This window comes from Microvirga calopogonii (assembly GCF_003347665.1).
In the GTDB taxonomy this organism is placed as follows: Bacteria; Pseudomonadota; Alphaproteobacteria; order Rhizobiales; family Beijerinckiaceae; genus Microvirga; species Microvirga calopogonii.
Genome location: NZ_QDGA01000028.1, coordinates 19968 through 40269, shown reverse-complemented (window position 1 = coordinate 40269; position 20302 = coordinate 19968). Strand labels below are relative to the sequence as shown.

The 20302-nt window shown below is 57.7% G+C and carries 24 protein-coding genes; 7 read left to right on the top strand and 17 right to left on the bottom strand.

Translation table 11 applies throughout. The annotated features are described in order from the left end of the window. Nucleotides 1–13: 13 nt before the first annotated feature. The 5 genes from DDF70_RS19520 to DDF70_RS19500 all read right to left on the bottom strand — a co-directional run bounded on the left by DDF70_RS19520 (nucleotide 14) and on the right by DDF70_RS19500 (nucleotide 2428). Nucleotides 14–439 carry a hypothetical protein gene (locus tag DDF70_RS19520; RefSeq protein WP_114946516.1) on the bottom strand — a complete coding sequence of 142 codons (426 nt, stop codon included), beginning with the start codon at nucleotides 437–439 and terminating at the stop codon, nucleotides 14–16. A gap of 115 nt (nucleotides 440–554) precedes the next feature. Continuing rightward, nucleotides 555–1409, bottom strand: a complete 855-nt coding sequence (locus tag DDF70_RS19515) for a hypothetical protein (RefSeq protein ID WP_114946515.1) — start codon at nucleotides 1407–1409, stop codon at nucleotides 555–557. Beyond that, nucleotides 1402–1704: a hypothetical protein gene (locus tag DDF70_RS19510; RefSeq protein ID WP_114946514.1), complete on the bottom strand. Its 303-nt coding sequence runs from the start codon at nucleotides 1702–1704 to the stop codon at nucleotides 1402–1404. The genes DDF70_RS19515 and DDF70_RS19510 overlap by 8 nt, the downstream gene beginning before the upstream one ends. Then, on the bottom strand, nucleotides 1701–1979 hold the full coding sequence (locus DDF70_RS37530) for a hypothetical protein (RefSeq protein ID WP_114946513.1): 279 nt from the start codon (nucleotides 1977–1979) through the stop codon (nucleotides 1701–1703). The genes DDF70_RS19510 and DDF70_RS37530 overlap by 4 nt, the downstream gene beginning before the upstream one ends. Beyond that, complete coding sequence (locus DDF70_RS19500; RefSeq protein ID WP_114946512.1) at nucleotides 1976–2428, bottom strand: hypothetical protein; 453 nt, start codon at nucleotides 2426–2428, stop codon at nucleotides 1976–1978. Before DDF70_RS19500 ends, DDF70_RS37530 begins: the two co-directional genes overlap by 4 nt. Before the next feature lie 214 nt (nucleotides 2429–2642). On the opposite strand from DDF70_RS19500, the gene DDF70_RS19495 reads away from it, so the two are divergent. Then, nucleotides 2643–3449 carry an outer membrane protein gene (locus DDF70_RS19495; RefSeq protein ID WP_114946511.1) on the top strand — a complete coding sequence of 269 codons (807 nt, stop codon included), beginning with the start codon at nucleotides 2643–2645 and terminating at the stop codon, nucleotides 3447–3449. Between the two features lie 95 nt (nucleotides 3450–3544). After that, nucleotides 3545–5779 carry a fused MFS/spermidine synthase gene (locus DDF70_RS19490; protein WP_114946510.1) on the top strand — a complete coding sequence of 745 codons (2235 nt, stop codon included), beginning with the start codon at nucleotides 3545–3547 and terminating at the stop codon, nucleotides 5777–5779. A 99-nt stretch (nucleotides 5780–5878) separates the two neighbouring features. Here DDF70_RS19490 and DDF70_RS19485 read toward each other — a convergent pair whose 3' ends face one another. Both DDF70_RS19485 and DDF70_RS39235 read right to left on the bottom strand, forming a co-directional pair. Further along, a complete protein-coding gene (locus tag DDF70_RS19485; RefSeq protein WP_114946509.1) occupies nucleotides 5879–6583 on the bottom strand; it encodes a hypothetical protein in 705 nt (234 codons plus the stop codon). A gap of 417 nt (nucleotides 6584–7000) precedes the next feature. Continuing rightward, nucleotides 7001–7219, bottom strand: coding sequence for a hypothetical protein (locus tag DDF70_RS39235; RefSeq protein ID WP_425374094.1), 219 nt, complete (start codon nucleotides 7217–7219; stop codon nucleotides 7001–7003). A gap of 1101 nt (nucleotides 7220–8320) precedes the next feature. On the opposite strand from DDF70_RS39235, the gene DDF70_RS39230 reads away from it, so the two are divergent. From DDF70_RS39230 to ligD, 3 genes are all read left to right on the top strand, one after another. Continuing rightward, on the top strand, nucleotides 8321–9265 hold the full coding sequence (locus DDF70_RS39230; protein ID WP_425374093.1) for a hypothetical protein: 945 nt from the start codon (nucleotides 8321–8323) through the stop codon (nucleotides 9263–9265). Between the two features lie 6 nt (nucleotides 9266–9271). Further along, nucleotides 9272–9817, top strand: a complete 546-nt coding sequence (locus DDF70_RS19475; protein WP_114946507.1) for a hypothetical protein — start codon at nucleotides 9272–9274, stop codon at nucleotides 9815–9817. A 109-nt stretch (nucleotides 9818–9926) separates the two neighbouring features. Next, on the top strand, nucleotides 9927–10916 hold the full coding sequence (gene ligD / locus DDF70_RS19470; RefSeq protein WP_114946506.1) for a non-homologous end-joining DNA ligase: 990 nt from the start codon (nucleotides 9927–9929) through the stop codon (nucleotides 10914–10916). A 13-nt stretch (nucleotides 10917–10929) separates the two neighbouring features. On the opposite strand, the gene DDF70_RS19465 is transcribed toward ligD, so the two are convergent. From DDF70_RS19465 to DDF70_RS19420, 10 genes are all read right to left on the bottom strand, one after another. Then, nucleotides 10930–11256, bottom strand: a complete 327-nt coding sequence (locus DDF70_RS19465) for a hypothetical protein (RefSeq protein WP_114946505.1) — start codon at nucleotides 11254–11256, stop codon at nucleotides 10930–10932. Between the two features lie 8 nt (nucleotides 11257–11264). After that, a complete protein-coding gene (locus tag DDF70_RS19460; protein WP_114946504.1) occupies nucleotides 11265–12194 on the bottom strand; it encodes a hypothetical protein in 930 nt (309 codons plus the stop codon). A gap of 54 nt (nucleotides 12195–12248) precedes the next feature. Beyond that, nucleotides 12249–12863 carry a thermonuclease family protein gene (locus DDF70_RS19455; RefSeq protein WP_342633933.1) on the bottom strand — a complete coding sequence of 205 codons (615 nt, stop codon included), beginning with the start codon at nucleotides 12861–12863 and terminating at the stop codon, nucleotides 12249–12251. Nucleotides 12864–13427: 564 nt separating this feature from the next. Then, entirely contained in the window at nucleotides 13428–14141 is a 714-nt protein-coding gene (locus tag DDF70_RS39030) for an XF1762 family protein (RefSeq protein WP_342633932.1), read from the bottom strand. Further along, entirely contained in the window at nucleotides 14107–14466 is a 360-nt protein-coding gene (locus DDF70_RS19445) for a hypothetical protein (RefSeq protein WP_162820509.1), read from the bottom strand. The genes DDF70_RS39030 and DDF70_RS19445 overlap by 35 nt, the downstream gene beginning before the upstream one ends. A gap of 110 nt (nucleotides 14467–14576) precedes the next feature. After that, nucleotides 14577–15227, bottom strand: coding sequence for a hypothetical protein (locus DDF70_RS19440; protein WP_114946500.1), 651 nt, complete (start codon nucleotides 15225–15227; stop codon nucleotides 14577–14579). Nucleotides 15228–15401: 174 nt separating this feature from the next. Then, entirely contained in the window at nucleotides 15402–16166 is a 765-nt protein-coding gene (locus DDF70_RS19435) for an SAM-dependent DNA methyltransferase (protein WP_114946499.1), read from the bottom strand. A 112-nt stretch (nucleotides 16167–16278) separates the two neighbouring features. Continuing rightward, a complete protein-coding gene (locus DDF70_RS19430; protein WP_114946498.1) occupies nucleotides 16279–16575 on the bottom strand; it encodes a hypothetical protein in 297 nt (98 codons plus the stop codon). A 172-nt stretch (nucleotides 16576–16747) separates the two neighbouring features. Next, nucleotides 16748–17902, bottom strand: a complete 1155-nt coding sequence (locus DDF70_RS19425; protein ID WP_114946497.1) for a M50 family metallopeptidase — start codon at nucleotides 17900–17902, stop codon at nucleotides 16748–16750. A 120-nt stretch (nucleotides 17903–18022) separates the two neighbouring features. Further along, on the bottom strand, nucleotides 18023–18313 hold the full coding sequence (locus DDF70_RS19420) for a hypothetical protein (RefSeq protein ID WP_114946496.1): 291 nt from the start codon (nucleotides 18311–18313) through the stop codon (nucleotides 18023–18025). Nucleotides 18314–18431: 118 nt separating this feature from the next. On the opposite strand from DDF70_RS19420, the gene DDF70_RS19415 reads away from it, so the two are divergent. Together DDF70_RS19415 and DDF70_RS19410 are read left to right on the top strand one after the other, a co-directional pair. Further along, nucleotides 18432–19322 carry a calcium-binding protein gene (locus DDF70_RS19415; RefSeq protein WP_114946495.1) on the top strand — a complete coding sequence of 297 codons (891 nt, stop codon included), beginning with the start codon at nucleotides 18432–18434 and terminating at the stop codon, nucleotides 19320–19322. Nucleotides 19323–19534: 212 nt separating this feature from the next. Continuing rightward, a protein-coding gene (locus DDF70_RS19410; RefSeq protein WP_205772452.1) for an IS5 family transposase occupies nucleotides 19535–20244 on the top strand; the annotation gives its coding sequence in 2 pieces (ribosomal slippage) (nucleotides 19535–19814 and nucleotides 19814–20244; 711 coding nt in all). The last annotated feature ends 58 nt before the right edge of the window (nucleotides 20245–20302 follow it).

Here is a 20302-nt window from a genome sequence, read left to right as displayed (position 1 = left end):
ATCGGATCGACGCTCAGTAATCCATGATGTTTTCGTATTTGCCGCTGATCGAAAACGGCACACCGCAAGGGCGAGTTGAGCTTTTGCTCACCGCTACGGTGGCGGCACCCGCCTGGGTGATCTCGATCGGCTGCCCATCAGGGAAAGCGCCTTTGAGGCGCTTACCCTCCCGCGTCAGCTGTGCGGTCACTTTGCAGAGTGTCTTGCGCGTAATGAGACCGTCGGGGCTGCGTCCCTGCTGTTCCGCCTCGAAGACAGCAGTGTAGGACTTCCCACCTGCGACCGGATCGATCTCAAAGCTGCAGGATACGTTCTTTGCGCAGACGCTATCAGTGCCCTCGTATCCTCCTGCGAACGGGTCCCTCGCGAGAACAGGTGAGGTGGTGAGGGCGGCCAAGGAAAGCGTTACCAGACCGAAGGCCAAAGCGGATTTCTTCATCAGGGCTCCAACAGACGAATTGAAGTGCAGATTTCGGGACTTATTGAGACGGTTCGATCATTTGTCGAGGCGCCCGCCTACAGAAGTCGTGGACAACGGGGTCAAGACGGTACTTCTACCTAGTGGAGGGCTCGATTGGACTGAGCCATTCGTTCGCTATGGCGAGACCCATCGTGGTTGTCGGCCAGAAACGCCCGTCCTGCCCCAGGTAGGTGAATTGCTGCTCATAGCCAGGATCGGAGCCTGGGCCCTGCTGAGATCCTTGGAAGATGATCTCGGCCCCGGCAGGGAGTTCGATCCGCTTGTTAGTCGTGCCGCCGCTGGGCAGGGTCACGTTCTGCAGAAGGCGTGCGCCCTCCTTCCTGATGCGGTAGGCGGCCCCTTTGACCAGTTGAACCCTCACGAGGGCACTGGGATGCTCCTGGAGGAGGTTCTGCTCAGGGGCTAGGTCGAGCAGACACCGTGCAGCGTCAACATGCTCGTTGTTGAGAGCCACAACCGCCTTCAGGAAGGTGGGGGCAAGATCGGGCCATTCCTCTTCGAGACTGTCACGAACATCGGCAATGGACTGGCCCTGCGTGCCATGCGCGGCCATAACGTCGGAGACAAACTCCTGCAGGACCGTTTCGGCCGTGATGACAGGGCCCGGGGAACTCGGAGTTGACCGTCGGGTCGGGAAGACCAGAGCCGAGTCGAATTTGCGGACAATGTCTTCGACTGTGTCAGAGGAAAGCGCGGAGAGCAGGCCCTGCCGCACATGGCTTGCGGACGTTTCCAGGTCGCCACCGGGTTCCTTGTTCGCCCGGTACAGGCCATAAAAGGTCCCATCATCGCCATTAAGCGTGATCACCACGGCCTGGTCATTGTTGAGCCAGTGGTCGAAATCCTCATAGGGCGGGTAGTTGTGGTAGCTGGAGAACCCAGCAGCTTTCAGAACTGCCCTGGCGTGATTAAGCTCTCTCTCATGCATTTGCGGTCTCCTTATCGACATCCGCTTGGGTGCCCCAGTCGCCATCCGGATCGAATTGATCTAAAGCGTCGGGGCAAGGCTGTCCTTCGAAGGCCGGATTGAACGGGGCACAGGTGCCGGCGAAGGCCACTCCCTCGGCGGAGGCGTCCCCTGCGATGACCCCGAGCTTGTCTGCGATGGAGGCCGCCATGGTCGAACCGATGGTTTCGAGTTGACCTGCCCAGAGATCCGCGTCCGGGAGCCCGATTTCCTTGGCGCAGTCGAGCATTTCGTCGAGGTTCAAAAGCTTCGTCATTGGCTGATCTCCGTGACGCTAGGACCGATGAGGCTGGGTTCTTCGATGTCTCCCTCAAAGATCGGCATCAGGAGATACCGGGGATCGCCTCCAAGTTTCCCCATCGCGGCGACCGCATAGGCAGGCGTCATGATCTGAAACGACATGAGGTTGAGAGGGTCCTCGTCGTCGCCTTGGATGTTGTGCCCGGACCGATCGGCCAGCTGGAAGCCCAGCAATTGCGGGCCAGAGCCACGGGACGGAGTGCCAACAGGCGATCGTTCAGTCGTGCTCACAGGGTCAGGCCTTCTCGTTTGGCGGCCAGGAGTGCTCTCGAGGCTCGTTTGATGGGATGATCCGCAGGCAGGCGGGCGCATCTCGCAGCGCCGCCGAGCTGATCGGCAGCCCAAAGGCGCAGCATGGCCAGTGTCTCGACCAGGCTTTGCGCCGTCTCACCCGAGCATGGGCTCCCGGCCGCGAACTCCTCAGACAGTCGGAACGGAACTGGGCCCTTGAGTACCGGATCCAATTCAAACTTGTTGTCCGAGAGTTTGCCGCCGGGCCGGATACCGGCAACGAAGCTGGCGCTGGGATCCCACGATTCGAGTTTGTAGCGCTCAACCCGTCGACCGTCGGCCAGGCGGATAGCGCTCTCCCCTGCCTTCAGGGGCGATTCCGCCTTCGTCACGAGTGTCTGGACCCGCCAGGCATCATAGAAGGCGACGGTGACTGTAAATGTCTCCATGAGTGCGCCTCCTGGCGCGAGTGGAAGCCCCTAGAATTTCAGGGGTTTTGAGAGGGATTGATCCGGATTTGGACGGCTCTTCAGAAAAGAGGCGAGGTCTTTACCAAACTGTTCGGCTTCCCCCTTTTTAATTCGTGTTCTCCCGCTTTATTGCAGACAGGGGCGGGGCGATCGGATAACAGCGGCCTATCGAACACCAGGAGTTTCGCAAATCATGAACAATCATCTGAAGGGTTTCATTGCTGCCGCTGCGCTGGCTCTTGTCAGCACTTCTTCGATCGCCGCCGATCTTTCCGCGCCGTCGTTCTCGTCGATCCTGCCGTCCGCTGTTCAGAGCCTGAAGCCGGGTTTCGTGTGGACCGGTGTCTATGTCGGAGGCAATGCGGGACTGGCGTATGGCGAGAGTCAGGGCCAATTCGGAAGCGACACCGTCGTGTCCGAACTCGGCGGCTGGGTTCGTCCCAAGGATGACTTCCAGACTTTCATCGGCGGCGCCCAAGCTGGCTACAACTGGCAGACGGGTCTGCTTGTGTTCGGCATCGAAGGCGACATCAGCTACCTCGATGACGTGAAGGCCTTGTCCATGCCGCGAACGGTTGAGGGCACGGGGTATACTGTCAACGGAACGGTGACGGTCCAGAACAGCCTTGAGTGGTTGAGCACCGTGCGCGGTCGCCTTGGCGTGGCGGCGGATCGGTTCTTCGTTTACGGAACCGGTGGCTTGGCCTTCGGAGACGTGAAGAACAATGCGCTTGTTGAGGGCACGGTGACGACTGGCCGCGTGGTGACGCCTCTTGAGCCCATTAGTGGCAATGGTGATGAGACCCGCACTGGCTGGACGGTTGGCGCCGGCACTGAATACGTCATCACCAACAACCTGACGGGTAAGTTCGAATATCTCTACTATAACCTGGGGACATCGAAGTATGACGTCGGCGCTGTAGGCGAGGCCGCTGACTACCATGTGCGTAGCGACAACAATGGCAATCTCGTCCGCGCCGGCCTGAACTTCAAATGGTGAGCTGCCGTCACTTCATGATGGTGAAAGGGGGCCGGGCATAACGCTCGGCCTTTTTCTTAGTGAGGCACGTTTCCAGTCACGCGGACGTTTCGACGATGCTCCCCCTATTTGGTTCAGTTATATTCCTGTCTGCCTTCCTGCTCTTCGGCGTGCAGCCAATGTTCACAAAGATGGTACTGCCAATCCTTGGCGGCTCCCCATCGGTATGGTCGATCGCTTTGGTGTTCTTCCAGGCTCTCCTGCTGGCTGGCTATGCTTATGCAAACCTACTGGTGACGCGGCTGCGCCGGGGCATCGCTGTTGGGGTGCATGTTGCCGTTCTGGCCATCGCGATGGCGGGCCTGCCGATCACGGTCACTGCGTTCGGGAACCCAGAACCATCGGGGGCGACGGCAGTGTGGCTTTTAGGCGTGTTTGCGGCATCAGTGGGGCTGCCCTTCTTTGCTTTGTCGGCAAACGGCCCATTGCTCCAAGCGTGGTTCGGCCAAGTCGGGGACAAGCAATCTGCAGACCCGTACTTTCTGTATGCCGCCTCAAACGCCGGATCGTTCCTCGCCCTCTTGTCTTATCCGCTCCTGATCGAGCCGTGGCTACGGCTGGGGGAGCAGAGCCTTCTCTGGGCATCACTGTATGCCATTCTGGCCTGCGGCGTCACTATTTGCGGCTTTTTCCTGATCCGCCGTAGCCGAGTGAGCAGCGGTGCAGTCGCCGCCGCGGATAACCCTGCGGAGCCTCCCGTGAGGTGGTCGGACCGTGTAGGCTGGATGGCGATTGCCTTGGTCCCGTCTGGTCTGCTGGTTGCGGTCACAGGCCATATCGCGACGGACGTGGCCTCCGCTCCCCTTCTATGGGTCCTACCCTTAGCCCTGTTTTTGCTGACTTTCATCTTCACATTCCGCGATAGGTCGTTCGCGTCGTCGGCTAAATTAAAGGCAGCTCAGGTCTGGGGCATCGCATTTGTGTTCGTGATGCTGCTGAAAGGGTCGGAAACTCTGGCACTCGCAGGGCTCCACCTCGGGGTGTTCTTTATTAGCGCTCTTATCGCTCATCGGACTCTTTACGAACGCCGTCCCACAGCCCGGAACCTGACGTCGTTCTATGTCTGGATGTCCGCCGGCGGAGTGATAGGCGGCGTATTCAGCGGTCTGCTGGCGCCGTTCCTGTTTTCTGGAGTTCTTGAGTACCCTATCCTCCTGGTAGCCGCTCTCTTTGTCGGGCGACGGATTACATGGAGAGATCTCACCTCGAGGGACGCCTATCCAGGCATTGTCGCTGCTGTTCTGTTGTTAGGTTGTGGCGCCTTGATCCTTGCGGTCGACCGGCTGAGCGAGACGATCCTGTTCATCACAGGGGTGTTGCTGATCGTTCTCTTGATCATCGCTTGGCGAAAGGCCGTCGGTGCGGTCTTGGTTGGTGCTGCCTGCGCCCTCACCGTAACGGTCTTGTCTGACCTGGTGGTCGGGACAACATCCTATCGATCGTTTTTTGGCGTGAACAAAGTCTATGAATCTCCGGACGGCCAGTTTCGGTACATCCGTCACGGCAGCACGATCCATGGGGCGATGAGGCTCCGGACAGCGGAAGGCATTCCGGTATCAGGCCGGCCCGAGCCGCTGACCTACTATACGCCGGCGGGGTCAAATGCGCTTGGGATTGAGGCAGTGCGGCATGCTCAAGGTGGGCGGCTCAAACGGGTCGCAGCGGTCGGCCTGGGGAGTGGTAGTATTGCCTGTTCGATCAAGGGAGGAGAGGATTGGACCTTCTTCGAGATCGATCCCGTGGTGAGCGAGATCGCAACCGATCCATCTCTATTCGCCTTCATGGCAAAATGTGCGCCAAAGTCGAGGATCGTCCATGGGGATGCAAGGCTTACGCTGCAGAAAGAGCATGCTCCGTTTGATCTGATCTTTCTGGATGCCTTCTCCTCAGATTCCATTCCGGCTCATTTGATCACCGTCGAGGCGATCCGCTCCTATGTGGATCGGCTGAGTCCAAATGGAGCGCTGGTGATGCACATTTCTAACCGACACCTGGACCTGCGTGCGATCATTGCACGAGCTGCGGCCGAGGCGGGCCTGGTCACTTATGCCGGTGCGACACAGGCCAACGGTGACGCGACTGGGGCGAGTATCACTCTGGCGGTCGGCCATAGAGCAGAGGACCTGGGAGATATTGCCCAGACATGGAAGCTGATCCGGCCCGACTACGCCCGCACTCCCTGGACCGACGATTACTCGAACATCATCGAGGGGATCAAAGACAAGTGGTTTGGGCCTGCAATGGACGAAGTCTTGATCCAGCCCGGGACAAGTGTTGACGCGCCGAACTGACGTCGGGGATTGTGAGGGACTGAACAAAAGAGGTGGCGGTGATGATCACCGCGGCCTTTCACTATATTCGACTATCTATGGAGGGCGGATTTCGTTCAGCTACGCGCTTTGGGCAATCTGCAAAACCCTCTCGCATGCGTCCAAATCGAGCCAATCGTTCTCGTCCCGAATTCGGGTCTCCATATCGATCCAGAATGGACGCCCATCGCAAACCTGTTTGATGCCTCGAAGCGCACGCGATAGTGTCTCCGGGCCTAGGCCGCCGGCGAAACCGCAGATTTTACCGTCAAGTGGCGGCGCCCATTCGGATGCTGGGATACCGCGCCCACCTGAAGCATCGAATAGAACCTGGTGATTTGGCGCTGCTAAGGCGCATGAGACGCCCTCATTGGCTCGGTGTTCCTGGGTGATGACCGGGATGGCAAGCGATTCAATCGCTGTGTCTAATTCATGGACCGTAAACTTTGCTCTCCTGAATGCGAAGTTCAATTGTAGCCGTGAGACCCTGGGATGTGTCGCAAGTTGGAAGGCCTGCTGATCCCAATCCGTATGTCCCTTCGAAACTGCTGACTGAATGAAATCCGGCACAGCCCTTCCGCACAGATGGACTGCCCACCGGACACGGCCGGCGTTCAGCATGTTTTGGATGAACTCAAAGGTTGGGAACCGCTTCTGTTCTCCCGAACGCTCAGGTGAAAACAGGATGGCAAATTCAGCTTCGGGAAAACGAGATGAGAGCTCGATAACTTTGGATAGATCGGTCTGTTGATCGACTCCGGTTAGGGTGCAGGAGAGGAGGGTCATAAGCCTGTCCTTTGAGCGGCCTGATTGTCCAGTGAATGACCAAGGGCGCTGGGGTTTAAAGAGACTTCAGGAGCAAGCTGTTGGTAGGAAATTGAGAGGAAATCGGCCTAGAATGGATGCTGAAGCAAATAACCGTAGCTATTACTGACTAACCTGCCAAAAGCGCATACGCTCGGACGGGTGTCCGTTATGCGACGGCGAGGCATCAGTGGGGAGGACCTGAAGATGAACGGTCAAGATATTCCGGTTGAACCCGTTTTGCCCGTTTCAGTTATTCGGCCCTTCGGAACGCAGATCCGGGCGGTTCAGGAGATCGAGGGTAGCATCCTTGAGCAAATTAAAGTTCCGGTTGAATTCCGGATTATGGGCGCTGAAGCTCCGAGGACCGTGTTTGTTGCGTCAACCCCCGATGTAATTTCAAAACATCTGATTGCCTATTACCGGAGGGAGCCGGTTCCTGAGGACATAAAAGAACGTAACATTGATATTCTTGAGCACGCCGCCAGAGACCTTGTGAACCATGCTGTGGTCATTGAGGAACTCCCTGGGAAGAGGGCGCAGTTCATTGTCCTCCGTCGCGGGATTGAGTACGTCGCCGGTCGAGATGGCACTCCGCTTGCCATTCGTATGGTCCATGATGTGCTCGCGTCACATTGCAGAGGTGATTTCAGTACCGATGCGCTCATGCAGGCCTGTGGTGCCGGTGCCTTGGCGGATCTCATGAAGCTTCACCTAGACGCAGCGTCGGTCGCCGGCCAGTTGGTCTCGCACGAAATGCCATACCATGCTCTCGAGCCGCAGTTGCCGTTTTCATCTCAACTCGGCGTGCGGGTCGAAAGCCACGTCACAGGCAGTTCTGATGCAGATGAGGAAGTCGTTCACATTCTCGGTGGCCTCGTAGAGACGTACTCTGGCTACTGGGATTCCATGGTCGACGCGTTTGACGGTCTCGGCCCGGCATATGTCGTGGGGCCATTCTTCCCGGGGACATGGTTTACCAGTGAGAGTTCAAACAGCGCCCGTGACACAAGGGAGTCGCTCAGGGCGCGCCAGATACTCAGAAGCGCCAGTCTTATCGCACGTTCGGATCTACGTCGCGTAACACCATTAGGGCGTCCGGACTTTGCATTGGGGCGTAGAGCCGAGAGCATCGTTGCTGAGTATGCATCGTCTATCGCTATGGCAGCAGGCGGATTTGCGCTGGATCTGGGTTCCAAGGAGCCGAGGGCAGTCTTTGGAGACTTTGGCAGCGACGTCCGGCGCGCGGTGATCTATCTGTTTGACGTGATGGATCGGGGGACGTCTGCCTATGTGGGGATCGAACGTACTCTCGGTGTGACCCTTGAGGCGGGGGTGATGATGCCCCTGACGCTCGACCTCAAAATCTGCCATGTTGTCGGACGGGTGGATTTGCCCGTTATCGGAAGCCGAATTGCAGAGGTTCTGCATGATCAGGCTATGTCTGATCTCTTCTCGCTGCAGAGCAGCCTCTCGGAATTTGGCGGAGACATCCTCATTCGCTTCCGTGGCCCTGGAGAGCTGCTGGAGCACGTGAGACAGGTCGTCGATGAGGACTGGAGCCAATCTCTTGATGCAGTCCGCCATGAGAAGTCCGGCCATCAGATCCTGTCGCCGGAGTTCATTGAAGAAGACCTTCATCCAGATCAGGACAGTGAGCCGCCAGCGAGGGTGATCTTCCAACGTCTCCCCACAGCGACCAGGATCGACCTTGATTCGGTGTATGACGCCGCTGAGGACGGATTGGAGGACTCGGTGAATGTCGTGGAGGTTCTTAGGTTCGTAGAAGGCGAAGTAAGGTGGGTCGACTTCGAGGTCGTGGAGGATGAGGAGACCAACGAGCCATTCTGGCTCTTGCGGGCTTGGGGCGATGGCGGCCCGCTGCCGGTGGTTTATTCGACCGTCTCAGGGCGAAGCGTCTCGTGGGATGGCTGGAGCCCGCAGGAGCTCGTTACAAACTTTAGCTATACCCTTGCGACCCTCGCAGACGAGAAAAAGTCCCTGTCGCTTCGGATGAAAGGCGTGGAGCAGCTGAAGGACGCTGCGGAGACGTTGTTTATGGGCGCCAATATAAAGATTGCGCCGATTGAAGTTGTGGTTCTCGATGCCGAGAATCAAGACGTCATATTCGGCGACGATCTTATGGAGGAGGGCGGGACTCCGTTAGAGCACCTTGGCCTGTGCGCTGATCCAAACTGGGAGCCTCTCTTATCCGAAGATGGGTGGGAGCTAAATCGGAATTCGGATTTCCTTGTCGCAGTCCATGATGATCTTCGTCTGAATGCCACCGTCAAGGGGGCAGAAATTATCCTCGCCCGGTTCCTTTCGAGCCGAGCTCTCGATTTGCTCGGATACGCGGATGACCTGTTTGATACGATCATGGTCATAGTGGCCCTAGCTTACGTTCGAAAGGTCCTAGAGCCGGCACGTTCAACCCTTCTCACGCGCTCCGAAGTACGAGATGTGAGGGAGGGTTTCCAGTTCATATTCAATTCGCGCATCGCTGAGGCGAAGATCTCGGCCGCGATCACGACGGCCGTTGAAGAGGTTGCTCAAGGCCCGTCAAAGGTAAGAATTTATCTAGCAGTGGCGAGGGTAGCGCAGGCGTTTGAGGCAGTCTGCGATCAAGCATCCATATCCGCTAGTGCTCGCATTGCCTCTTGAGGGATCATGAGAAGAGTCTTCGTTGTATTGGGCCTGATGTGCCTTGCTGTCAGTGCGAACGCTCAATCTCGCGTTCCTGGAAAACCTATTGCAAAGCCTCTCCCTGACTGGTGCGCTCAAGGAGAGTGCATCACACCGACTGTCGAGTATATCGAGCCCACCCTTTTCCATCAGGCAGGAGTTCTCTTCCGCGTCGAAGGAGAAACTTGGTCGTTCTCGATGCACAACCCGAAGAAGAAGACCCGACTTCGAGCAGCCGGCGCGAGCTATGTTTTCTGCTCGAAGGAGATGCCTGCCGTTGTTTCCCCATCTGAGGGCAAATATTTGGTTGATTTCCTCACTCTTGACGATGCAGGCCGATATGGCCACGCGAATGCGATTTCGATCGCACAGTATTTCGCCGTGTGCCACGGACGGATTTTCGACTCGTTCAACTCCGGTGGCGCCGAATTTGCGCAATCTCTTGGCTACAGGGCTCAGGATCGGGTGGATCAACCCATTATCGATCGTCCACAGGATGTCCTGAAGTTTCTCCCGAAATCTGGTCAGTAAGCGGGGTTTGGCAGCGACGCCACAAATGAAGCCGCAGGCATAATCTGCCTACGGCTTTATCGTGTGTTACAATGGAACCTGGGACGGTTATGATTGTTGATTTCGGGCAATGGTCAATCCGCGTACCTCACCACAAAAAGCAAGGCGAGTTGTCTCGCCGCTTCCAAGTCGCATCCCGGTCGAGTTGGCCGTCCTGACAAAGGAGGCCCTCGACACGGACGAGTGGTTACATGAGGTGAAATTTGACGGGTATCGCATGCTCGCCCGCATGGACGCTGGCCCGGCACGCCTGATCACCCGGAATGATCAGGATTGGACCGCCCGCTTCCCCGAGCTGGCGGAGGCATTCACCAGGTTCGGTCGATCGGGGACTGTCCTAGACGGTGAGATCGTGAAACTTGCCGAGAGCGGGGTTAGCTCTTTCGCAGCATTGCAGGATGCCCTTTCCAAAGAGCAGACGGCAGATCTGGTCTATGTGGCGTTCGACCTCCTGTTCCTTGACGGCGAAGACCTGAGAGGCCTTCCTTTGGAAGAGCGCAAGCGAAGGCTGTCGAAGCTGTTAGCGAAAGCCCCCGCGACGATCCGGGTTAGCGAGCATCGTGTCGGTGGAGGGAAGGCGCTCTACAAGCAGGCCTGCCAGTTGCGCCTGGAAGGGATCATCTCCAAACGGCGGGATTCTCTCTACACCGGAACCCGAAGCGAAGACTGGCTGAAGGTCAAATGCCTCAATACCGAGGAGTTCATCATCATCGGGTATACCGAGCCGCAGCGGTCGCGTGTCGGATTTGGAGCGCTTCTGGTTGGCTATTATACGCCCGAAGGTGAGATTCGCTATGCCGGCAAGGTCGGTACCGGATACTCGCGAGAGTTCCTGATCGGGTTCCAGAAGCGACTAGAGAAGATCGAGCAGACGGACCCGACAGCCGTTTTGCCGAAGGGCACCTATATGCGCGCCAAGGTACATTGGGTGAAACCGCGCTACCTGGCTCAGGTTGAGTTCACCGAATGGACCCGGGACAGAATCCTGCGCCACCCGGCCTTTTTAGGGCTGCGAGAGGACAAGGATCCGCGGGAGGTTGTGATCGCCGGTGAAGCCTAAGACGGGCGGTCAATTAGGAGCGGTTCTGGCGTGACCGGATGATCCGCCGCCATAGCCACATTGGAGCCGAGCACACGACGTAGAGCAGGTAGGCGGTCAGGACTGCCGCCGGCCAAAAGTAGATTGCATGTGCCGTGTAGTAGCCCATCCCGCTCGGAATGAGGACAAAGCCCGACTGGCCCAGAGCCGAGGTAAGGACAACCCCCAGCGCAGCCACGGGAAAGGTTGCCAGCAGGAGCCCGAGATTGGCGAGGCCATCTCGGGCTGTGTGGGTGAAGTCAATCCAAACATAGGCGGCGAAGGCCATGTACAGGGCCGACGGCAGATAGGCCCAGCGCATGCGTGCCCTCAATAGTCTGACGGCGTCTCAAACTTGAGGACAGAGTGCGGACTGCTCTTGGTCGCCTCTAGAATTGCGCAAGAATCCTTTGCCCTTTTCGGGGCCGCCCCTTTCAGCGTGATGGAATAGGAATTGTATGTTCCCGAAACTGGGTAGGGAGCAGGCTCACACCCCTTCTTGAAGACATATGCTGTGCCTTCGGCGATGCCACGTGCTTCCAGCCCCGGCGCATTCTTAAACTCGCCTCGGAACAACACCGTACCCTGCTGGACAGTCCCCGAGATAGACGACTTCGGCTCGTAGTAGCGGATCTCGCCGGCACCCTTGTTGACGTGCATCATCGATCCATTGTGGAGGTAGACGATATCCTCCTTCCAGATCATGAGATCCTCGTATCGAGCCGCCTTGGTCGGGGCTGCCGCTGAGGCCTTGGTTCCAGGAACCGCCGACTTGAAGTCTGGCGCCATCACCAGCTTACCGTCTACACACCGTCGATAGAGATCGTACTCGGCGCCATTCCAGCGCCAGATCGGGTGGCAGAATCCGGGGCCACCCAACTCAAGATCGGGGAACCCGCCTGATTTCTCCGGCATCACCGTGATCGGATCGCTCAGGTAGCCGAGGTTGGCTTTCCACTCGCCAGATTTGGTTTTGATCATGAGCGTCTTGCTCACACCAACACGACCAAAGCACCCGGCGCCGCCATCCTCATGCCTGGCGGTGATCATGACTTCTTCTACACCGTCGCCGTTCAAATCCATCGGCTCAGGATCGAGAACAACCGGCCTGCCCATTTCTTTGCCGCATTGGATGTAGCCATCCAACGTGTGAGCTTTAGCAACCTTGATCGCCGCGTCTCGATCGGCATCTGTGAGAGCCAAAGAGGGGGTTGTCGTGAGAAGGAGGAGGGCGAGGGGAGGGAGAAAGGTCGGTTTCATTTCTACTCTTCAACCAGGCGTGAGGTTAAGCGGAGGCTCCCGTGGATTTCCGAGCTACCCTTTGGGGGCTCGCCAACCTGCAGTGATTGCGTCGCTTTCAGAGCAGAACCACCGTTCGCCGGCGGCCTCGTTCACCACAGTACGGTCATAAGCGCGGCTGCCAGGCAGGTGATAGATCTTCTCGCCTTTCGCGCTGATGTTACCCTTGATTCTGCAGTCGCTGGAGGTGGACTGCGGGCGTGAGCTTGATACCTGCGGGGCCGGCTCTGCCTTCGATGGTCCGCGTTCTCCTCGCCGCCAGTCCCATGGCGGGGTGAAAGACCCGGCCCAAAGGCCGCGTTTGGCCTTTCGAGCGGCATCTTCTTGCGGAACGTACTCGGTACTGTACTGCCGATAGGCAAGAGCGTAGCCCTGCTCGATCAGCCACCCATTGAGGTCAATACGATTCGCCGAGCACTGGGCGACAATTCGCTGATACCGATCGACGTCTTTTTGCTGACAGGTGACATTTGCAGAGCCGATTTTATCGGACAGTGCTAACGCCGCCTGTTGGCCACAGCGATAGGCCCGCCCGCCGGCGTCCTGGCAGAGCTGGGCGCTTTCCGGGGCATCGACGCCGTGAAACCGGATTCGGGTGCCGCGGATTTCGAGGGTGTCGCCGTCGATCACGCTGGCGCGGCCTGTGATCGTCTGTGCCCAGAGGGGGCTGACAGACAGGAGGAGGGTTGTGAAGGCGATTATAGGTCTGATCATGGGATAAAGTTCAGTGTATCGAGAGTTGGCGGCACACTAGCCGCCAAGTGCAGGATGTTCAGCTGGCGAGCTGCCGTCATCCACGACTAAGTTCAGGACTCTTCCGAGGCGCCAAACTCCCGAGCGGTTCCGGCGTGACCACACGACCGACAAACAGTCGGGCTGTCGTCCGACCACTCATGGCTTTGGTCAGCGGCCTCGTTGGGATCTGTTCCGCCGGCCGAATGGCGAACCCAGACCAAAGCGGCGATATCGATCCTGTCGTGCCTTCCACAGCAGAGGCACCTGAGATTTGTCCGCTGCGAAGTGCAATCATCTGCTGAGAGTGCATGTGAGACAGGCATCGAATGAGCCGCTCCTTCAAGGCGATTGGAGATCATGGAGATGGCGTTCCTCAGGTGGGAGTGGCTCTGCGAGTTGTCCCGTGAAGGCGGCACCCCAAGCAGTAAGCGATGAGCAGGGCGTCTCACGCCATATCGGTCATCTATAAGAGGTCAGATGGTATCCTTCGCGCCATACTTCCCAAAGATCCTCCCCGATAAAGTCCGTCTGGGAGACTCCGTCTTGTCGGAGCACCGGATACGAGAATGGATTGGCCGAGATCTTAGCACCGGCCCCGGCTGCTGCTCGGCCCATCTCGAATGCCGCATTATCGTTAAGCGCGGCGGGGAGCAGCTTAATCCATCGTAGGCGCGGCTCACCTAGTGGGCGTATCGGCCGCCTTCGACTGGAGTTGGACCACGTCTTTGGCTCGATCGGGACGAGAATTCGCTTGGCGCCATGCCCACGGGTCCAGATAAAGCGGGAGTGATGGTGAACGTCCAGCCGCCATCCAGCCGCTCTTAGTGACGCTCCACTCTCCGAAATGCGGGTATATGTCGTGAGGCGATAGATTGTATGGCCGCGTAATTTGATCGATTTGGCCTCGCGAGCAAGCGCCCCCAGAAGGGCAGAGCATGCATGGGCGGTGCCATCTGTTGCCGTGCGGCTGACCTCCAAGGTCAGTCCGTCGTCGAGTATCTGGGATACTGGGCGACCGAGGATTCCGACACCGAGGATGTTGCGGGATTTTCGGTCCCGGATCAGGAGCTGCTTAACCGACACGCCGACCTCGGACGAATGCCGGTGCATTTGCCTGACTATGGAGTTGGCCGTGGCCTTATCCGTAAGTTCGAAGAGGAAACGTTTTGACAAAGGGAGCCGGAAGGGTGGGGGGAATGCGGACCAATGGGAGCGAGGCCAGCTTCGAGAAATCCGTCGTATTCAGAATCATGGCCACCTTCTGGGCCAGAGCCAGATTCGCCTCGAGATCGTCCGTATCGAGAACTTCGAGGCGCACATCGCCATCAATATCAAGGATTAGGACACCGTTATCTTCGGATCCGGTCCCCTCAGGACGGTCGATGATCCAGTCGCCATTCTCGTGATACTCCGGTGTTTCTTCGCCTGAGTTGAGGCGATCCAGGATCAGGTTTGCCATGAGGCTATTGCCTGGCGTCTTTTCGTCGGGCGCAAACATGATGCGGGATTCACCCTTATGCCAAAGGACGTGCATGCCCTCGTTGTGGGGCAGGGCCCAGAAGATCGTCCACTCAGGGGTCGGTGCCATGGCGCAACTCTCGCTCATTCCTACGCAACAAGGTCCTGCGCCAACCTGAAAAGGTTGACGTGGCGTTTGACGGCCTGCGACGTGGCCTTAGTCCAGGTATCGGCGGAACCGCCGTCCTTCACGCCGCCAGCGCGGCTATCGCTGAACCCAGCATCGCCGGGGCGGAAATCGACGGCAGCGGCTGCCGATGTGCCGAACGTGAAGCAGAGCATCGCGCCCGATCTCGCGACATCGCTGTTCCGGTTTTTAAAGCCCGGATTCACGACAAAGCGAGCGCCCCGCTCCTGCGCAACCGCCAGATCCCGGAGCGTGTCGCGGTTCAAGGCCCGGGAGAAGATGTCGTGATAGTAGTTCGACGTCTTCCCCGGATTGAACTGGATGCTGGCGTCTGGGACGAAGCGGCGGCCATCGAATTCCGCTGGGATGTAGAGCGTAAGACCTTCGAGCGCGCCCTGAAGAAACGCAGTGACCGCACAGTGATCAGCCCAAGCTGCTCCGCCGGAAATGCCATCCCGGATATCGAAGTCGTTTATGGCTCGAAATGTCTCCCGCATCATCGTCTCGTAGAGATACGCGGACATGCGGGAGGCATCATCTTTGCGACCGGCAGTGCCGATAACGGAGAGGGTCGATTCAAGTGACATACGGCGGCTCGCGAGACGTCCGATCATGTGATGCTCCTGGGGTTTAGTCCCTGTTTCAGATCACCGGTTCAGATCGAAAGTTGTTCACACGTTGACTACAGTTTCTAAGGCGCATTATCCCCTGTTTACTCCGCCCAATCTATCGCCTCAGTAGACTATCAACTGCCATCTATTGCTGGATTCATTGTGTGGTTAACGACATCACTCCGCAGCCATTAACCGTATCGCCTGCTTCTGCACCTTCTCCAGCCTTTTCCGCTCGCTGGGAGAAATCCAGCCGGGAACTGAGCGCTCTGCCAGCAGTAAGTCCTTCTCAAGGGTGAGCCCTTCCCTGCAGCCGGGGGGAATGAGAAACGTGGGAATGAAGAAGGGCAGGCTTTGAACACGCGGCCACTGACCTTGCTCGTCCCGCACCCAGACATACCAAGCGTAGGCCGTAGCCGTTGAGAGTTTTGGATCCCAGCCGCCCAGGCACATCGGAAGCCGTTCGGTGAACACTGCGACAACTGAAGGGGGCGTCTGGGTCCAGAGGCTGTTATATCGGCCCTTGCTTTCGAGCCATGCGAGGCGAACAAGGAACGCTACCCCCCTTCGGGCGATCCGCATCGCCTGCTCGAGGAACTCGTAAGCATGATCGAAGGGCGGATTGGTGATCACCCAGTCAACCAGCGCCGTGTTCGGGTCCGCCTTTGTAAAGTCGATCTGAGCGTCGAGGTGGGGCCCGTAGGGATAGATATCGGTCGCCAAGGTCATCTGAGAAAATTCCGAGAGCGGGGCACTCATGTGCCCGAACCCAGCGGCCGGTTCCCAAACTGTACGGATGCGTGGAGGGAGTTGTAGCGCCGGCAACACATATTTGAACAGCGCTCTTGTGCCCCACGGAGGCGTCGGGAAGAGATCGAGCTTTCGCCACTGGTCCGCATCGGGCAGAGCATGGTCGGCCTCTTGGCCGAGACGATGAGCCATCACCGATGTGCCGCCACGTGGGCTTTTACTCATTGCGGATTGGTTTCTCGTTTGAAGGTGGACGTGTGGAAGGATCTGATTGGCTTCTACCAGAGCGATTTTGATTTGAGTTTTATCGTCTGGGCCCCGGCTTCTTTCGCGTGCGGGAGCGTGCCCGCCGCCGTGGGAGTGGCTCATTGAGCCGGCCAAAAACTGCGAGCAAACTGTGGATCCGGGCTTGATCGTGAAAGCCCCGGCGGATCTCTTGAAGCTCCAGATAGAGTCGTACTTTCGCGGGGAGCGATTGGTCGGCAAGAAGAATGTCGAGAAGGCTATCTGAGGCCAACTCGACCTTCGCGCGGTTAGCGTAACCCGATGCTGCGTCTTTCAGGACATCGACGGCTTCAAGGAGAGCCTTGTGTTCGGGCATGAGTGTATCTCCCTTGTCATGGGATCATCACGGGCGGCTTTTCGAAGGAGTGGTCAGGATGGGTAAGCTGCCGTCGGGCAATCTGCGACGTCGACGTTGCAGCGAGGCATTGAGCAAGATCGAGGGCGAGACAGGAGCCTCAAGCCCTCGATAGTTCAGTGGAGGTCAAGGCCTACTTGAAGAGCAATTGTGCGACGTCGTTCAGAGTCGCAAAGATCATCAGTGACATCACGAACGCTAGGCCTACGCCATAGCTGAACTGTTCGACCTTCTTGTTGGGGCGCTTCCTTGCGACCGCCTCGTAAGCGAACATCGTCAAATGTCCGCCATCGAGGACGGGAATCGGAAGTAGGTTCATGAAGCCGATAGACACCGATACGAAGCCGATCAAGAGGATGAGACCTTCAATCCCGTGGTCCTCCGCGTACGTGCCGGAGATCGCTGCCAACCTCACCGGACCAGACAGGTTCTCAATACCTTCCTCACCGGTAATCATCCGCTTTATGGTAACGGCTGTGATCTCGGCGACCTTATAGGTGACCTTGAACCCATTGGTGACAGCATCGGCAAGACCCATGGGCACATAGAAGATGTTTTCAGGCGCGGTAGAGAAACCGAATCCAACTACGGGGTAGGTTTCGTGTGCCGTCCCCTCACTGATCGGCCTGGATTTGAGAACTGCGGTGACGCTGAGATCCAGGGTTTCTGTACCCCGCCGGATCGTCATCATCATAGGAGTATCCCGAGATCGCTCGACGGCGGCGATGATGTCCTCTGCTGCCGGCGTCGGGGCCCCGTTGACGGCCGTGACAATATCACCCGGCTTTATCCCTGCTTTTTCCGCCGGAGTCCCCTGAGTGATGCTGCCGACCTGGCCGCTCAAGGTGGGTTGCCCCTGGACAAAGGCGACGGCGCCAAAGGCGAGAACCGCCAGGATCAGGTTCGTGAGGGGGCCGGCGGCAATCGTACACGCCCTTGCTATGAGAGGCGCATGGAAGAACGTCACCTTTCGCTCGGCTTCGCTCATTTCAGCCAGTGCTTCGTGAGAGCTCTGGCTCGCTGCGTTCTTATCACCTGCGAATTTGACGTATCCGCCCAGTGGGATCAGGCAAATCCGCCACTCGGTTCCTTTCCGATCAGTCCTGGCCCAAAGGCATGTCCCGAACCCTAGTGAGTAGATTTCCGCCTTGATGCCGAAAGCTCGCCCCGTGAACAGGTGTCCGGCTTCGTGAACGGCAATTACAACGCCCAAGACAAAGACGAACGCGGCAAGTGTCAAAGGAAGTGAGAGCACTAGAGAGTACATAGAATCCAAAAAGGCGGCCATGATTCGAGAATTCCTATTTCGCGTTTCAGCGTTTTAATACGGATTGCGCGGGAATGGCAGATAAGTCCCGGTCGGGCCGAGTCCATTGAAGACATATTTGTCGCGAACAGCGTCAGACGGTTACAGAACAGTGAACCGTGCTGCCGCTGTGTCCCGCACTTTCGGACCGAGGGCCCTGTCCTGACCGGACCGGGAAATCACGAATCCCTTGGCTGCGAGTTGGTCAAGGATTGCGTTGGCCGCGATCTGATTCCCTAGGTCCTCCTCGTCATCTTTCGCGGGTGCTTCTGTATTGCCGCACGTGAATGTGGAGGGGCCGTTCATCGTCGAGAGAATGCGGGCGAGTGCCGCGACGGCATCGGCGTCAGGGATGGGCTGGTGTTCGACACGAGTGAGACCGCTGCGCATCATGATCTACCTTTTGGGGTTTGATTGTCTGGCCTGCTGCAGAGTCCAAATCTGATTGAGAATATAATGCAGTTCGGCTATCTGGACGCTTGGGCTTATCAAGTGTGCCTAGGGGCTGAAGATGCTTAACGGAACTAAAGTTGAGTTAACTATTTACTCGCCGAAGCGTGATCACGCGATAACGAAGCCGGCGACGGTCAAAATCTCTGCCGCCAAGATAGAATTCAACAACTCCAAATTCTACGAGTTGGACGGCGACCTCTACAATGTGGTCCCGGCACAGTTTGACATCTCCGGAAGCCGTTTCAGCTATAAAGTTATCAGTGGCTACTCTGGCACGTTCTTAGATGTTCCCGACACAGGCGGGTTCAACGGCTACGGACTGAAGTTCGACGCGCTCGGCGCGGGTAAAAGCAAGGCACTCTACGCAGTCGACATTGTCGCGGCGGATACGTCGCTAGAGATCACAAGGAAGAACGTCAGCTTCACGAAGAATGCGCTCTATGTGAACGCTGAAGGGCTGGCATTCGACAACGGAGACACGATCGCCCTCGAGCTCGGGTTCGCAATCACCGGGACGTCTGCCGCAAATCGTCTGTCCGGTGGGAACGGCCGCGATAAGATCAATGGCGGCGCCGGTAACGATACGATCGCGGGTTCTGGTGGAAGCGATCGCCTCTACGGCGGAGCCGGGAAGGACACGTTCGTGTTCAAGTCCGTTACTGACTCGACGGTCGACAGCGGCGGCCGCGACACGATCTTTGACTTTTCCAAGTCTCAGAAGGACCGTATCGATCTACGAGCAATCGACGCGGACCTCACCAGCGAAGGGAACCAGGCCTTCAGCTTTATCGGCAGCGCTGCGTTCAGCAAGAAGGCTGGTGAACTCCGTTTTGATAAAGCGGCTTCTGATACGTACATCTACGGAGACGTGGATGGCGACGGTCAGGCGGATTTCTCAATCCATCTCGATGACGCTGTAAGCCTCTCGAAGTCGTACTTCATCTTGTAGACATACAATATTTGAGTTCCCGGACGCGTGGACAAAAGTTCCGAGATTGCCGGTATCTGAAAGCAATAACACCCGCCTTTAGGCGGGTGTTTTAGAGCGCGTTGACATTCAGGATTCCCGCGAACTCGCAAATCTGATTCAAGCTCCTTTTGCGAGCGGAGGCTTGGGTGAGCGGAGTGCGTCTGATTTTGAAAGATCACCAGTGGGATCGCATGGAGCCGCATCTGCCGGGCAAACGCACGGATCCTGGCCGAACGGCAGTCGATAGCCGGCTGTTCGTGGAAGCCGTGCTCTGGTTAGCCCGAACCGGGTCGCCGTGGCGAGATCTGCCGGACCTCTTCGGCAACTGGAACAGCGCCTTTGTTCGCTTCTCGCGCTGGTCCAAGAGCGGCGTCTGGGATCGGCTTTTTGCCGCCATGGCCGATGAGCCCGACTTCGAATACATCATGATCGACGCAACCATTGTCCGGGCGCACCAGCATGCGGCAGGCAAAAAGGGGGGTGTGAGGCTCGTGCGATCGGACGCTCCCGCGGCGGGCTGACCACCAAGATCCATGCCGTCGTGGATGCGTTGGGCAATCCGCTCCGCTTCATCCTGACGCCAGGACAGGTGAGCGATATCACTCAGGCTGAAGCCTTGATCGCCGATCTTCCCGCCGACCATGTCCTGGGGGACAAGGGCTACGATGCCAAGCCATTGCGGGAGGCCATTGAAAGCCAGGACGCCGTGCCGGTCATCCCGCCCAGGGCAACATCGCCGCAAGTCCCCTGCGACTACGCCCTTTATTGCGAGCGCAACCTCGTCGAGCGCTTCTTCCTGAAGATCAAACACTTCAGACGCATCGCCACCCGCTATGAACAAACCCCACGGGCATTTATGTCACTCCTTTGCCTCGTCAGCGCATTCATTTGGACCAAGTGAATGTCAACGCGCTCTAGTATGCCGACGGTATCGATTTGATATCGCGCTATTCCGATTC